The sequence below is a fragment of the Geomicrobium sp. JCM 19039 genome (assembly GCF_000698145.1).
Lineage (GTDB): Bacteria > Bacillota > Bacilli > Bacillales > Marinococcaceae > Geomicrobium_A.
In genome coordinates this window covers 158,975-173,976 of record NZ_BAXB01000001.1, presented here as the reverse complement: position 1 = coordinate 173,976, position 15,002 = coordinate 158,975, and the positions used below count along the sequence as shown (strand labels likewise).

Genomic DNA, 15,002 nt, shown 5'->3' with positions numbered 1-15,002 from the left:
ATGCAAAAACAAACGTTAGTTGAACTGTCCAAAGTTCAATGGTTAGAAATAAAAAGAGTTCCAAGAACATTCTTTCTAATCATGATATTCCCTTTATTATTTTTGCTCATGTTTTGGGGGATTGATATGCTCACTCCAGCCCAGGCCGATGGCCTCTCGTTCATGGAGTATCTATTCCCTGGACTTATCGTGTTCGCGTTGTTATCATCTGGTCTTCTTGGAACAGCCATCCCTCTCATTGAGCAACGAAAGAGTGGTGTTCTTCGACTGTTAGAAATCTCACCGCTAAAGAAAAGTACGTACGTACTCTCACAAATTTCTGTTCGTTTCCTTATTGGCGTGTTTCAAATGGTATTATTTTTGCTACTTGGCGTGTTACTTGGAATCATATCATTCAGCCAGTTTCTCCCTGGAATAGCCATCTCGATGCTCACGCTCGCCATGATGGTTACACTCGGATTCATTTTTGGTTCAATTTTACAATCCGTAGAAACCGCTGGTGCATTGCTCGGTGGATTATCTGCACCCGTGCTCATTCTTAGTGGCGTACTTATGCCGTTAAGCATTTATTCCAGTCAAGTAATGAACACGATCGCTTTATTTTTCCCGTTTACCTATTTGGGTGACGTAAAACGTGACCTCTTAATCGTAAATTATTCTGCTGAGTACCCGTTATGGCTAAGCCTAACCGTGATTATTATCACCATCGTCATTTTATTTACGATCGCCATTCGCGTATTTTCTTGGTCTAAGACTTCCGCTTAACAATAGCGCCTTCTGACACACAAAGCCCGCCTAGTGCTGATGCACAGGCGGGCAATTGTAATGGATTGGAGCTACTTAAACGTTCCATCAGCTACTTAGATCTGAACGAAAAATACGAGTCCGATAACAAACGACAACATCGTGAAAGGAAGCAACATCGCAGGCAATGGACTGCTAGCGTCGTTCGCGAAATTTGTATTTAGAATATCTAAAACGTCGGCAAGGGGAATCGCAAAAATGGCGATAGGAATAACTCTTATTCCATATAAAAGGGCTGAGATGAATATGAGCCCAATTAAAGGTGTACGTGAGATCGATTCATTTTTCCTTCTCCAAATTTTAATTTTTTCCACTCTAATCGAGCCCGTCCCCTCGTCAAGGTTCGCCAATCATTTGTTTTGTTCAGCATATGCTCTCATCGCTTCGTGCATCCAAGCAGCTAATCCGTCACCAAACTGATCGATGTTGTTCTTAAACCGCTCATCTGAAACGTACATCTCCCCTAAGCCCGCGAATGCATCCAGTGAGTATGTACCCATTTCATTTAAATACTCATACCACGTTGCGATTGCTTGTTGAGCTTCTTGTGAAGCCGGGTCTGTATCACGCATTGTAGCAAGATCTCGATAAATGTCGTTCATACGCTCAGCCATCTTCGTCTCCTGCTTGTGTACGTGACTTTTTGCTTCGTCCACAGCTTTATCCCCCCATTTGTCTCTCGCTTCCTTCTCATATTGCTCGCCTTCTGAAAAATCAAACCCTGCAAAATGTTTTTTATCTGTCATATCAATCTCTCCTTCTTTAGCGTCTAATGTTCGATCGATCGTTTCAATCATTTGAATGATCGCTCGCTTTTTTTCTTCCAAACTTTTGCGATGAAGCATTAATGCATCTCGATGGTCAAATTCAGGATTACTTATAATTTCCTTTATTGACTTCAATGAGAGGCCGAGTTCTTTGAAAAACAGAATTTGTTGCAAATCTTTTAGATTCTCTTCCGAATACAATCGATACCCTGCCTCTGTCGTTGTCTCGGGTACGAGTAACCCAATCTCATCATAATGGTGCAACGTGCGCACACTAATCCCTACAATCTGGCTTACTTGTTTGACTTTAAGCAATCCGTCACCTCCTACAATAAATACGTTAAACTGTCACGTGGCGTTAGAGTCAACATGAAATAAAAAGAACAAAAATGAATAAAACAGCATAAAAACATTCACAAAACAGAATTAATGCTGTATACTACCATTAACCAAACCGAAAGGGTGATCACATGTATTTGGAAGAACGAAGAGACACGATCGTGGAAATGTTGAAAGCAAAAGGCCGCGTATCAACAAAAGAACTGTCAGAAAAGTTCGGAATTTCCATCGATTCAGTACGTCGTGATTTGTCGATGATGGAGGAACTAAACCTTCTCAAGCGGACCCACGGTGGGCTATTCCAATGCCAATGAGCAGACAAAGCCCCAGATCAAATCAAGAAAGATATGGCAAAGCTAGCCTCAACAACAACAAATCGCAAAAGAAGCGGTAGCACGCATGGAACCTGAGCAAACCATATTTATCGGTGGTGCATCCATTCACTACGCTCTTCTTCAGTATTTGCCTGTAGACTTTGCGTATACAGTCGTGACAAACTCTGTTGAGATTGCCTATCACTTGCGTGATTATACGCACGTGACCACCTATTTAATTGGAGGAGAAGTTAAATCCTCAGGAAATATGACCGACAGTTTAGCGCTTGAGAACAGTCGGCGATTCTCTGTCGACCTTTGCTTTGCTTCTGCTGGAGGTATATCAGCAAAAGGGTTAAGCACCGCAACACCAGAAGTCGCTGTTTTTCATGAACACATCTATGCGGCATCCGCAAAAGTGATTGCTCTTGTTGAGCATCATAAATTCGACACGACGATGTTTTCTTCCATTTGTCCGCTCGCACGTATTCATGAGGTGATCACAGACAGCGATACCCTTGACGATCACTTGGCCCCAATGAAAAATGCTGGAGTATCAATTACCATAGCAGACACAGAAGTCGCTAGATGAATGCGCTTCTCGGGCGACGGGCCGAGACGCTGGCCTACGCCATGCCCTCTTTAGAATTATATAAACGATCTATATAGGATGAACTTAACATTTTCCTAATTGCGCATCTTGTTGTTGCTTTCCACTGCAGGCGGATGCTTGCCGCGGAGGACCGGCCGAGCCTCCTCGGTCTTGCGATCTGCGGGGTCTCGTCTCGGCCCTTCTTCCGCAGGCGTCACCGCCTTTCGTTCCAATCAACGGTACTGAATGGACGACGTCGCTGAACTGGGGTTGCTCAATATGGGCATTCAACTCGATCTGTACACTTTGGAAGCCAATAGCAGTAGATACCCATCATTGCTACGTCTATTGTAAACGATGAAAATCGATCTCAAAGTTGACGAACTTCAGGCTTTAACGGTTGGTCTACCATTCGTTTGTGAAGAATTTCATTAGTTCAACTTATATAGATAGAATGAACGTAACATTTTCCTAATTGCACAGTTTGTTGTTGCTTTCCACTGCAGGTGGATGGTTGTACTCCATAGTATAAGGGCAACATCGGTGGTCAAAAAACGCCCACCGTGTTTTCTTATGCAGTCCAGACGATAAGGGCGACATCGGTTCGGTGCTGCCTCCTTGCTACGGTGTGTGGAAAGAAGTCCAAATGCCCCATATATTCATATTTGTGACATTTGAGAAAGAAAAATGATGATTTTAAACGTGAATGCGCACATAAACGAAGTCAACTGTCACAAATCGTGCGATTTGTGACAGTTGCGTGCCAAAAGTGCCCGGTTTGAGCTGGATTGTCACATACGTGACCGGCCATCACATGCTTGTGCCAGGTGGTGAGCCTCGGTCACGACCTTTTACCCTTCGGTAACGTTTTTCGTGTTGCCCGCAACCCTTGCAGTGACGAACAACGAGCGACAACGAAGTTGTCAAAGTGATATGCACTTCAACAGTCAATAGGTAGGCGTTTGCCTGCAAAGACCGATCTCAGTCATCCGATTCAGTGAATTTCTTTCGTTCCACTTATATAGAAGTATTTCTGTACAATCATTACCTCAACATCGGTAGTGAGCAGGTAAAAGTTCTCCTCCGTGGAAATCCAACACCGTAAGCAGGAGTCAGGAAAGAGTAGATCGCCAGACCCCTTATATTCCGGTCAAAGATTCGAACGATTGCGAGATGTCACCACCTCTGCCTCGCATCATAATAAAAAAGCGGATGTCTGCTATGCAACATCCGCTTTTTTCACGGGGCTCTTTCTTTACGGGTTCGTTGCCCATAACCCTGCTGTTTTCACAAAAACTCTTGGGTGCAATTTCAACTGCGCAGTAATTAGTTCCGCTAAATCCTCTGGCTGCATCGCTTTTTCTGGGTTCCCATCAGTGAGATTGTTTTCTATGGCTAAGTCGGTAGCGACTGTACTCGGTGTGAGCGCGGATACGCGAACGTTATGCTTTCGCACTTCAAGCATGAGTGACTCGGTGAGCCCCATGACTGCGTACTTGGAGGCGCTATACGCACTCGTCGCTGGTGCACCTTTCGTACCTGCTGTTGAGGATATATTGATGATGTCTCCTGCTTGTTTCTCAATCATATCTGGGAGCACGATACGCGTCGCATTGTATACACCTTTCAAGTTCACGTCAATGATCTCTTGCCATTCTTCTGGGGTAAGATCTAAAAAGCCACCAAACTTTCCAATTCCAGCATTATTAATAAGAATATCAATCGTCCCAAGATCATTTTTAATGTGCGAAAAGGCTTCTTCCATTGCGTTTAGGTCACTCACATTTGCTGAGGCGGCAGAAACGTTGATGTCGTATTGCTTTAGTTCTTCAGCCGTTTTTTCTAAGTTTTCAAGAGAGCGCCCAATTAACCCTACATGGATGCCTTCTTTTGCAAAAGCAATCGCAGTTGCACGGCCAATGCCTCGTCCTGCCCCTGTAATCACTGCTGTTTTATTCGTTAATGTTTGCATTGTTTCAACCCCTTTGTATTTCTTGCGAACCACAGTGTACCCTAGTTTTGGCGGTTTTGTCTAAAATCATGCTTACCGTGGGTTCGTTGCCCACAGCTCGGATTGTTTCACGAACATGCGAGGATGTAACATGAGCTGAGAAACGATCACATCGGCTACATCTTCGGCTTGCATAAATGCGTCCTCTGTATTTTCCTCAGGCTCACTGCCGCCAAATCCAGTAATGACTTTACTCGGATTGATCGTTTGTACACGAATGTTGTGTGGACGCATCTCTTGCATTAACGCTTCTGACAACCCTCTTAATGCGAATTTAGATGCACTGTATACACTTGATCCTTTCGTTCCGCGTAGACCAGACGTTGACGCAATGTTGACGATGTCCCCACGGTTGTTCTCAATCATGCCTGGCAGTACCGCTTGAGTTACCCGGAATACACCTTTCACATTAACATTTAAGATGTCTTCCCAATCTGACTCGGTCAGTTCAAGAAACGGGGATGATTTTCCTGCGCCTGCATTGTTAATAACAATATCAACGTCGCCAATGCTTGCTTTAATACGATCAACTGCCGCTTCAACGGATTTTGCTTCGCCAACATCCATGACTTCTGTTACAACGTTCACTTCATAAGCTTCGAGCAAAGAAGCGGTCTTAAGTAGCTTGTCCTCTGTTCGTCCAACAAGAGCAACGTGAACACCTTCTTCAGCAAGCCGTTTTGCAACGGCTTGCCCAATCCCTGAACCTGCTCCTGTAATGAGTGCTTTTCTTTCTTGTAAGCTTTGCATGAAACTCTCCTCCTTAAAATGAAAAGGCTTGCGGAGTTCGCAAGCCTTTTATGATTGTACGTGCTTCATGATTCGGTACATGCCGAGAAATAGATTGATTTGCGCCAAACTGAAGAAGATAATCCACAATAGGCTTCCGAAATACATGATGACTGCTGAGACAATCGTCAACATCACGGCTGTTATCAATGGCAGTAGTACCGTTTTATCTTTAAAAATCTCTTTCATTTTGTTCTCCTTATTGCCATAGCTTGTACACAGCTTGTGTACCGCTGTTTTCTTCCCCTTTCAAAGCGAGCTCGTCATAGAGACGCTTCGCAAGTCGAAGTCCCGGTAAGTCATGGTCCATGGACTCTAGCTCTTCAAGTGCTACGTCCATATCTTTAATAAAATGCTTCACATAAAAGCCAGGCTCAAAATCTCCATTCAGCATTCGTGGGGCTAGGTTGTTTAGCGTCCAACTGCCACCAGCCCCCGAAGAGATGGTGGCAAGTACCTTTTGTTCATCCAGACCTGCTTGCTTTGCATAACCAAGCGCTTCAGCCGCACCAATCATACTTGCAGCAACCGCAATTTGGTTACACATTTTTGCATGTTGGCCGCTCCCTGCCGGTCCGTGTCGTTGAATGTTGCTGCCCATCACTTCAAAGAGAGGAAGACAAGCGTCATACACGTCTTCATCGCCACCGACCATAATTGTAAGTGCGCCGTTTCTCGCACCAACGTCGCCACCGGATACAGGAGCATCCAGAGCAGCACATCCTCGCTCCTTTGCCGCTTCTTCAATTTTAACAGCTAATGATGGTTTGGAGGTAGTCATATCAATGAACGTTGTGTGTGCATTAGCTGAATTCAACAACCCTTCTGTGCCAAAATAAATGTCTTCGACATCTTTAGGGTACCCAATCATCGTAATGACAACATCAACATCTTGGGCCAGTGCTTGGACAGAATCTTTCCAAGTTGCACCGCCGTTAACGAGCTCGTCTGCTTTTGACGGTGTCCGAGTGTAAACACTTACGTCAAAACCCGCATCCATCAAGTGTTTTGCCATGCTTTTACCCATCACACCGATTCCGATAAATCCAACCTTCTTCATGCTATCCCTCCGATTATTCAGTAGATTACGACGATTGCGTTGTTGAGCGCGCCCGAACCCGGGCGCGCTTCATTACGTAACGATGATCGGTTCATCTTGTGTAACGATAATCGTATGTTCTTTTTGAGCGACGTATCCTCGTTCTTTTGTCAGCAACGTCCATCCATCGTCTTTTTCATAGATCTCTTCAGCCTTGGTCGATACAAACGGTTCATAAGCAATAACAGAACCATTCGTGAAAACTTCTTTATCCCACGGTATATAGTAGTTAAAAATATGATCAGGTTCATCGCGCAAGGATGAACCTACACCGTGACCCGTGAGGTTTTTGATCACTGTATACCCAAGTTTTTTTGCTGTACGGTGAACAGCGCGACCTACACCGTTCATTTTCGCTCCAGCTTTAAACTTCTGAAGACCCGCATCAAATACAACATCCGTCGCCTTCAACAGCTGTTCCAACTCTTCACTCTGCGTCTCCCCAGCAATCAATGATTTTCCAGTATCTACCCAATAGTCGTTATACGCTCCGGACACGTCGATATTTACGAGCTCTCCGTCTTGGATGACTCGATCACCAGGAATGCCATGAGCCACTTCTTCATTTACACAGATGCACGTGTAGCCCGGGAAGTTGTACGTACTGATCGGTGCAGAAATGGCGCCGTACTTTTTGAACATTCGTTCGGCTATTTCATCTAACTGCTTTGTTGTGATGCCTGGTTTTGTGTGGGCAATCATTTCATCTCTGATTTCTGAGATGACTTTCCCTGCTTCTTTTAGTCCGTGTATATCTTTCTTAGATGTCGCAATCATCGACCGGTCTCCTTTATTCATCGCTGTGGACTATTGTATCCTATCCGTTCATTTGCAAACAACTGAGGCGATTGCAAACGATACACATGTCACCAACGATGAATTTTTGTATTCGATTTAGATTCTCTCGTACACTTCGTCAGGGTCCGGTCCTCTTCTGGCATCTTGATTTAGTGCATCAATGCGATGCATCTCTTGTTCTGTTAATTGAAAGTCGTAAATGCTCGTATTCTCATAAATTCGTGTTGGTGTCACCGATTTCGGAATGATGACGGAGTCTTGTTGCAAATGCCAGCGCAATGCGACTTGTGCGGCTGATTTGTTGTGATTCTTCGCAACCTCTTGAAGAACGGGATCTTCAAGAACACTTCCCCGCCCGATCGGACTCCACGCTTCAAACACAATATCTTGCTCATCCATGTAATCTTTTAGTGCGTATTGCGTCAAGTACGGGTGGCATTCCACTTGGTTAATCATCGGTTTAACGTTTGCTTTCGTAGCTAACCGTTCCAAGTGATCAACTTGATAGTTGCATACACCAATGGCTCTTACCGTACCTTCATCATACAATCGCTCTAGTGCTTTCCACGTGTCGAACAGATGCTGTCTACTCGGCCAATGCACGAGCAAAAGATCTAAACGATCCAGCTGCATCTCGTTCATCGAACGCTCAAACGACTGGAGCGTGTTGTCATACCCTTGATGGTCATTGTGAATTTTCGTTGTCATAAACACGTCGTTTATCGACGGTGATGTTCCTCTTAATTGCTCTGCAATAAGCCGTTCATTCTCATAGAGTTGAGCCGTATCAAAAGATCGGTACCCAGCATCAATAGCTGTTGTAATCGCGGTCTCTGCCTCCGAAGGTTCATTAATGAGATAAACCCCAAAACCGTGCTGCGGCATCATGACGCCGTTATGAAAACGAACAACATCTTTCATTGATTCATTCGACATTAATCAACCCTCCTCTAATCATCGATATACTCTTCATTATATCTTTCTTCGCCTTTAGATTCCAAGCATGTTCTTCTCAATTTTTGGAAATACTAACAGTAAATCTTTTAGGAGGCATGGTCATGTTAAAACCGATCTTGTTCACCGTTGCTCTATTACTCACCACAATTGTCGCATCAGAGGACACTGGCGTTTCCATACATAAGGCACAATCAGAAGAAACCGCACGATTAATCGAAATGATTGACGGTTCTTTTGAACAACCTACTCCTGATTCCCCAACAAAAGCCGCGAAGGTTTTTCTTTCAACCCTCTCACCAGAAGAACAGCATCGTGTTCAGCTTGATTTCAAGCAAGAGACAGCGATCGATTGGGATAACGCTCCTCTTTATGAAGAAACGAGAAATGGCGCTTCTTTTGATGAGCTAAATGCAGAAACTATTCGCGCCGCATTACAGCTCATTCGCTCCACACAAAGCGAAGAGGGGTACAAACAGCTTACAGACGTAATGAAAGCCGATGCGTTTTTGCACACCGACAATACCGATGACACTCTCGGTGCTGGGCTTTATTCGATTTCCATACATGGAACCCCTTCTGATGATGATGTATGGATGCTTCAATTTAGCGGCCATCATCTTGCAAAAAACATCGTCATTCACGAGAACATCGCCCATGTTACCCCTCAATTTCTCGGGGTAGAACCGGGTCAGTTTACCTGGTGGGATGGGGTGACTTATGAACCCCTTTACGATGAAAAAAACAGCCTACAGACGTTATTTGATTCTCTAAGTGAGGAGCAAATCGATGCGGCAAAACTCGGAGAGCTACATGAAGATGTTGTTCTCGGTCCAGAGAAAGACGACAGCTTCCCAGAAAAAATGGGCATCGCATACATCGCGCTTTCCGCTCAGCAGCAGGAGCTCTTTCAAGATGTAGTGACTACTTGGACAGTCGCTTCTCCTGCAAGCGAAACCGTACATGCTTACCTCGAAGAAGATGCGCTTGACGAAACAACCATTGCTTGGTCTGGTCACACTGACATGAATGAACCTGGTGCTTACGCAAGAATTGATGGTCCAAGAGTTTGGCTAGAGTGGTCTGCAAAAGATGGAGCTTCTAACGCTAGCGATCCTCATTTCCACACGATTTGGCGGGATAAACAGTTTGACTATGCTGGAGCATTTGTGGACTAATCGTCCAAGCACCTTCAGTTTTGTCTAAACGATACAATGCCGGCATTGGCATATTCATCCAATGTCGGTAATTGTATGCCCGATCAAAAGAATAGAGCAACAGTGTGAGAATGTTTCCGTGTGTTGAAATGAGTGTCGAACCCGTTTGTGCGTGTGCACAAAAACCATCAACAATACGACTTGTGCCTACTTCATTGGATTCACCGTCAGGAAATGAGAAGGATGGTTCTGCCACATCTGCTTGACTACTTCAGTAAAATTTTCAATATGTCCTTTCGTGATGAGACGTTCTCTAAACCGCTCATCGTAAGTAATCGGCAACCCTTTCTTTTCCGCAACAGTTTCAACCGTTTGAACTGCTCTTCGATAAGGACTAGACACAATTGCTGTGATCGAAATCCCTTCAAAATAATCAGCGAGGAGCTGGCGCTCTTTCATTCCTCTTTCCGATCGTTCACGCGTTCGTTCATTGGCTTTATAAATTGCATGCGCATGACGAACAAGGTAGATTGTCTGATCCATTTCTATGCCTCCATAGCGATATTCATGATAGAATATACTGTATATTTCGCTTTCATTGATTGCAAGGAGGAACTTCTTTTGATTTTGATACACCCGATCTATTCAACAACCAAGTCTTCATTAAAAAGCATTAACTTTTACATCATTGAGACGGATCGGGATCTTTTACTGCTCGATGCGGGCTATCCTACAGAAACATGTTGGGATGATTTACAAAGTGAATTACATCGCTTAGGCTACGAAGTTACGGATTTGAGTGCAATTCTACTTACTCACCACCATCCTGATCATGTCGGACTCGTAAACACCATTAGAGACAAAGTGGAAATTCCTTTATATGTTCATGAAAAGTCTACATCTCGATTGCGACGTGAGCCGAACTTTATGGACATGCGCATCGCTTTCTATGAACAACTCTATCGTGAATCTGGTTGTGGTGACGTTGGCAAGGAACAAATTCAACATCTGCTCGCGTCATTAGATGCGAATGCCAGTCAAGCCATTGACGGGGAATTGACGTATGTGGATGTGGATCAATCACTTTTTGGATTCAAGGTGTTAGAAGTGCCAGGGCATGCACCCGATCAGATTGCATTTCAATATCACGATTTGCTCATAAGTGGTGATTTGCTCATTGGACATATATCCAGTAATGCGATTGTTGAACCAAACGAGGATGGAGAACGAATCCAAGCACTCAGTCAACATGTGCAGTCATTACAAAAAATTGCAAACACGAATGTGAATACGGTTCATCCCGGTCACGGTTCAGTAATCACTGACCCTAGAGCGCTCATTCACGAACGGCTTGAAGGGGTCAAAAGAAAAACTGATGCCATTCGCGATTTGCTTTACACATCACAACACACAGCTAGTGACGTGGCAAAGCAGATGTACGAGAAGCGTTACAAGAGTCAATTCCCCCTCGTCATGTCAGAAATCATTGGTCATTTAGATTACATGGAGCAATTGCACATGGTTGATAAGGAGTATAAGCACGGTGTGTACATGTATTCTGCCCGCTAAATATATATAAACAAGTCAGCTAGCCTAAGGGTTGTTACCCTTGAAATGCAAATGCCCTGCCGCCTGTTATTCAGGGGGCAGGGCATTTATAGATTTAAGATTCGAGTACTTTTAACGACTCCCGGTTAAATGCGGGTAAATCATCTGGTGTTCGACTCGTGACAAGATTTCCTTGGCAAACGACAACTTCTTCATCTTTAAAGTTTGCGCCTGCGTTTTTTAAGTCCGGTACGATCGGTTTCACACCAGTTACAGTTCTTCCTTTTAATACGTCTGCATTAATGAGCAGTTGTGGACCGTGGCAAATGGCCATAATCGGTTTTCCTGCATTTGCGAATGCTTTCGTAAAATCAACAAAGCGGTCATCGCCACGCAAGATGTCTGGGGAAAATCCTCCAGGTAAGAGCAACGCATCAAATTGCTCTGGCGATACGTCGTCAATGCCTTTGTCGATTGTCACTTTCGTTCCATCTTTCTTGCCAGTCACTTCGTTGCCTGCTTTTTTCTCTATCGTTACAATTTCATGTCCTGCTTGTTCAAGGTTTTTGGCTGGATCTGTAAACTCACTGTCTTCAAAAAGATCTGTGATGAGTACTGCTACTTTCTTTGCCATTGTATATTCAACCTTTCTTTGCATGATCGGTTAAAGGCTACTGCCTTATTAGTCATGTTCTTCCCTGAACATAGAACTCTTAAACAACTGATTTACGAAAAATAAATCGATAACGTTTCATTATACATGGATAGCAAATCTATCATGAAAGTTAGCAATATTCACTGAAAATGAATTGACTTGGGCGTCTACTTCCATTATTGTAATACTATCAAGACGCCATTTTCTCAATATTCTCATTAAAAACACACTCCATAACGAGAAAGGAGGAAACAATGACTTGCTTCAATTCATAGGAAAGCGCTTTCTTTGGCTACTCGTGACATTATGGGTCATCATTACAATTACCTTTGTTCTGATGCAACTAGCACCCGGCAGCCACTAGATGTTGATGATGTCGGCATGTCGGAACAAGCTCGTGAGAATATGATGGCACATTATAACTTAGACCAACCCGTGATTATGCAATACTTTACGTACTTAACGAACGCCGTCACGTTTAATTTCGGACCGTCGATGGTCACGCGTTCAAGAGAAGTCAACGATATGCTCATTAGCGGTTTTCCTGCATCGTTGCAGCTCGGTTTTGTGACGTTAATTTTTGCGGTGATTTCAGGCATCATTCTTGGTGTTCTCGCCGCGCTTCGACACAACCGAATGATAGATTATGCAACCATGTTTATTGCAATTATTGGAATATCAATACCGAACTTTATTCAAGCAATGTTATTCATCCAGTACATAAGCACACAATTTGACTTCTTTCCAACCGCTCAGTGGGGTACGTGGAGGCATATGATTTTACCCGCACTTGCACTTTCTTCTGGACCGATGGCCATTATTGCCCGGATGACTCGTTCCAATATGCTCGAAGTGTTAACCGAAGATTACATTCGTACGGCAAAGGCGAAGGGCTTATCTGCTTGGCAAATTGTCGTAAAGCATGCGTTAAGGAATGCTTTACTTCCCGTCATCACCATTCTTGGTGTACTTGTAGCAAGTATTTTTACCGGAAGTTTTGTCGTTGAAAGAATTTTTGCAATTCCGGGCGTAGGTCAATATTTTGTCGACAGCATTACGAACCGAGATTATCCGATGATTATGGCGACAACGATTATTTACAGTACGATTTTTATCGTCATGATGTTTATTGTTGATGTTGTTTACGGCATTATCGACCCAAGAATACAACTTCATAAGAAGGAGGAATAACATGGAATCAAAGCGTAAGGAAACAAGCCCTTCTCGCGTTCCTGATGACTTGTTTGTTCCTCTTCCGAAAGAACAACAGGTCGATACTAGGCAGCAAAAAGGCGATAGTTATTGGCGAGATGTAATGGGACGATTATTTTCAAACAAACTGGCGACACTCGGTTTAATTCTCATTATCCTTCTCTCCATTATGGCGATTATTGGTCCGTGGCTAACGGAACATACTTATCGATCCCAATCTATATTGGAATCCAACACTTCACCTAATGGCACGTATTGGTTCGGTACTGACGAGCTAGGGCGAGATGTGTTTACGCGCGTTTGGTACGGTGCACGTGTGTCCTTATTTATTGGACTCGCCGCTGCTGTTATCGAATTTATTATCGGTGTCACGTATGGAGGAATTTCAGGCTACCGCGGTGGACGTGTAGACAATGTGATGATGCGTATTGTTGATGTGCTTTACGGGCTACCGTACTTGCTCGTTGTTGTACTTCTCATGGTTGTGATGGGTCCTGGATTGTTTACAATTATTGTCGCCCTTTCTATTACTGGCTGGATCGGGATGGCCCGACTCGTCAGAGGACAAGTGTTGCAACTCAAATCAGCTGAATACGTCCTAGCATCAAGGGTACTCGGCGGTAGCAACTCAAGGATTATTCGCAAGCATCTCCTGCCGAATACGTCCGGTCCGATTATCGTCTCGATGACCCTCACGATTCCATCAGCGATTTTTGCTGAAGCATTTCTTAGCTTTTTAGGTTTAGGCGTTCAAGCACCCGTAGCAAGTTGGGGGACGATGGCCAACGATGCATTAGGGTCATTCAAACCGGTTATTGGTGGCGACTGTTTTTCCCGGCCTTCTTTATATCATTAACGATGTTTGCGTTTAACGTATTTGGTGACGGATTACGTGATGCACTCGACTAAGATGAGGAAGTGAAACTATGGCTGATCGAACAAATCCGGAATTGCTTCTAGAAGTAGACAACCTACACGTTTCCTTCTCCACAAAGCGCGGGGAGGTCCAAGCGGTTAGAGGCGTTAGTTTTTCCCTATCAAAGGGCGAGACACTTGCGATCGTTGGCGAATCGGGCTGTGGGAAAAGCGTCACCGCCCAGAGCATCATGCGCTTGATCGCACAACCTCCAGGCAAATATAAAGAAGGAAGCATTCGATACAAAGGCAAAGAATTGACGACACTCTCGGAGAAAGAAATGCAAAAACTTCGTGGACTCGAAATGGGCATGATTTTTCAAGATCCGATGACTTCCTTAAACCCGGTCATTACCGTCGGTGAGCAAATCCGTGAAGGGCTTATGAGACACCAAAAGATATCTAAAGCAGATGCAACGAAAGAAGCCATTGAAATGCTTCAACTTGTCGGCATTGCTGACCCAGAAAAACGAATGAAACAGCACCCTCATCAATTTAGCGGTGGGATGAGGCAGCGCCTCATGATTGCGATGGCCCTTGTTTGTAAGCCGGATATCCTCATTGCTGATGAACCGACAACCGCGTTGGATGTCACCATCCAAGCACAGATCATTGATCTTTTCAAAGAAATACAACGTAAAACTGGCGTTGCTATCATCATTATTACCCATGATTTAGGAGTTGTTGCGCAAATTGCCGATCGCATTTGTGTCATGTATGCTGGCAAGATTGCTGAGACCGGGATGAGTGCTGCTGTTTTTCAGCAACATCAACATCCATACACCGAAGGCATCCTAAAATCGGTCCCACGCCTGGATGGTGACCGAGACCAGCCTTTAATTCCAGTGCCGGGCACACCACCAAACCTCATGAATCCACCGGAAGGTTGTCCGTTTTATTATCGTTGTGAGTATGCTATGAAAGTGTGTAAAGAGCACGCTCCACCAGAGTCAGACCTCGGGGATGGTCATTATGTCCACTGTTGGTTGCAAGATGCGCGCGCTCACTCTATACAAGCAAGTCGTCAACACACATAACTAAGGGGGAA

Annotated in this window: 16 protein-coding genes and 2 pseudogenes; 8 read left to right on the top strand and 10 right to left on the bottom strand. The window is 44.3% G+C overall.

Translation table 11 applies throughout. The annotated features are described in order from the left end of the window. The gene (locus JCM19039_RS00905; RefSeq protein WP_042422962.1) at positions 1-765 is read left to right on the top strand and encodes an ABC transporter permease; all 765 of its coding nucleotides are present in this window, start codon (positions 1-3) and stop codon (positions 763-765) included. Positions 766-860: 95 nt separating this feature from the next. Here JCM19039_RS00905 and JCM19039_RS00900 read toward each other — a convergent pair whose 3' ends face one another. Next, a complete protein-coding gene (locus JCM19039_RS00900; RefSeq protein WP_042422959.1) occupies positions 861-1,118 on the bottom strand; it encodes a hypothetical protein in 258 nt (85 codons plus the stop codon). A 36-nt stretch (positions 1,119-1,154) separates the two neighbouring features. Next, the gene (locus tag JCM19039_RS00895) at positions 1,155-1,886 is read right to left on the bottom strand and encodes a MerR family transcriptional regulator (RefSeq protein ID WP_042422956.1); all 732 of its coding nucleotides are present in this window, start codon (positions 1,884-1,886) and stop codon (positions 1,155-1,157) included. Between the two features lie 155 nt (positions 1,887-2,041). Between JCM19039_RS00895 and JCM19039_RS21270 the strand changes: the two genes are divergently transcribed. After that, positions 2,042-2,224: a DeoR family transcriptional regulator gene (locus JCM19039_RS21270; RefSeq protein ID WP_052398387.1), complete on the top strand. Its 183-nt coding sequence runs from the start codon at positions 2,042-2,044 to the stop codon at positions 2,222-2,224. Between the two features lie 85 nt (positions 2,225-2,309). After that, the gene (locus tag JCM19039_RS00890) at positions 2,310-2,816 is read left to right on the top strand and encodes a DeoR/GlpR family DNA-binding transcription regulator (protein ID WP_052398386.1); all 507 of its coding nucleotides are present in this window, start codon (positions 2,310-2,312) and stop codon (positions 2,814-2,816) included. Between the two features lie 1,255 nt (positions 2,817-4,071). Here the strand turns inward: JCM19039_RS00890 and JCM19039_RS00885 are convergent. The 6 genes from JCM19039_RS00885 to JCM19039_RS00860 form a co-directional block, all read right to left on the bottom strand. Then, positions 4,072-4,788 carry a 3-ketoacyl-ACP reductase gene (locus JCM19039_RS00885; protein ID WP_042422954.1) on the bottom strand — a complete coding sequence of 239 codons (717 nt, stop codon included), beginning with the start codon at positions 4,786-4,788 and terminating at the stop codon, positions 4,072-4,074. 72 nt (positions 4,789-4,860) lie between these two features. Then, positions 4,861-5,577, bottom strand: coding sequence for a 3-ketoacyl-ACP reductase (locus JCM19039_RS00880; RefSeq protein ID WP_042422952.1), 717 nt, complete (start codon positions 5,575-5,577; stop codon positions 4,861-4,863). 48 nt (positions 5,578-5,625) lie between these two features. After that, entirely contained in the window at positions 5,626-5,805 is a 180-nt protein-coding gene (locus JCM19039_RS00875) for a hypothetical protein (RefSeq protein ID WP_042422950.1), read from the bottom strand. Between the two features lie 10 nt (positions 5,806-5,815). Then, positions 5,816-6,697, bottom strand: a complete 882-nt coding sequence (locus tag JCM19039_RS00870; protein ID WP_255343608.1) for an NAD(P)-dependent oxidoreductase — start codon at positions 6,695-6,697, stop codon at positions 5,816-5,818. A 51-nt stretch (positions 6,698-6,748) separates the two neighbouring features. Continuing rightward, complete coding sequence (gene map, locus JCM19039_RS00865; RefSeq protein ID WP_042422945.1) at positions 6,749-7,492, bottom strand: type I methionyl aminopeptidase; 744 nt, start codon at positions 7,490-7,492, stop codon at positions 6,749-6,751. 117 nt (positions 7,493-7,609) lie between these two features. Further along, positions 7,610-8,449, bottom strand: coding sequence for an aldo/keto reductase (locus tag JCM19039_RS00860; protein ID WP_042422942.1), 840 nt, complete (start codon positions 8,447-8,449; stop codon positions 7,610-7,612). A 122-nt stretch (positions 8,450-8,571) separates the two neighbouring features. Between JCM19039_RS00860 and JCM19039_RS00855 the strand changes: the two genes are divergently transcribed. Next, positions 8,572-9,645 carry a DUF3500 domain-containing protein gene (locus JCM19039_RS00855; protein WP_052398385.1) on the top strand — a complete coding sequence of 358 codons (1,074 nt, stop codon included), beginning with the start codon at positions 8,572-8,574 and terminating at the stop codon, positions 9,643-9,645. A gap of 186 nt (positions 9,646-9,831) precedes the next feature. On the opposite strand, the gene JCM19039_RS00850 is transcribed toward JCM19039_RS00855, so the two are convergent. Continuing rightward, complete coding sequence (locus JCM19039_RS00850; protein ID WP_042422939.1) at positions 9,832-10,167, bottom strand: histidine phosphatase family protein; 336 nt, start codon at positions 10,165-10,167, stop codon at positions 9,832-9,834. A 78-nt stretch (positions 10,168-10,245) separates the two neighbouring features. Here JCM19039_RS00850 and JCM19039_RS00845 point away from each other — a divergent pair, with 78 nt between their 5' ends. After that, on the top strand, positions 10,246-11,193 hold the full coding sequence (locus JCM19039_RS00845; protein WP_042422935.1) for an MBL fold metallo-hydrolase: 948 nt from the start codon (positions 10,246-10,248) through the stop codon (positions 11,191-11,193). 94 nt (positions 11,194-11,287) lie between these two features. Here JCM19039_RS00845 and JCM19039_RS00840 read toward each other — a convergent pair whose 3' ends face one another. Then, positions 11,288-11,806, bottom strand: coding sequence for a type 1 glutamine amidotransferase domain-containing protein (locus JCM19039_RS00840; protein ID WP_042422932.1), 519 nt, complete (start codon positions 11,804-11,806; stop codon positions 11,288-11,290). A 280-nt stretch (positions 11,807-12,086) separates the two neighbouring features. Here JCM19039_RS00840 and JCM19039_RS00835 point away from each other — a divergent pair. The 3 genes and pseudogenes from JCM19039_RS00835 to JCM19039_RS00825 all read left to right on the top strand — a co-directional run bounded on the left by JCM19039_RS00835 (position 12,087) and on the right by JCM19039_RS00825 (position 14,991). Beyond that, a pseudogene (locus JCM19039_RS00835) lies at positions 12,087-13,018 on the top strand (ABC transporter permease). 1 nt (position 13,019) lies between these two features. Then, positions 13,020-13,948 (top strand): annotated as a pseudogene (locus JCM19039_RS00830) (ABC transporter permease). Positions 13,949-13,965: 17 nt separating this feature from the next. After that, positions 13,966-14,991, top strand: coding sequence for an ABC transporter ATP-binding protein (locus tag JCM19039_RS00825; protein ID WP_042422929.1), 1,026 nt, complete (start codon positions 13,966-13,968; stop codon positions 14,989-14,991). Positions 14,992-15,002 lie beyond the last annotated feature (11 nt).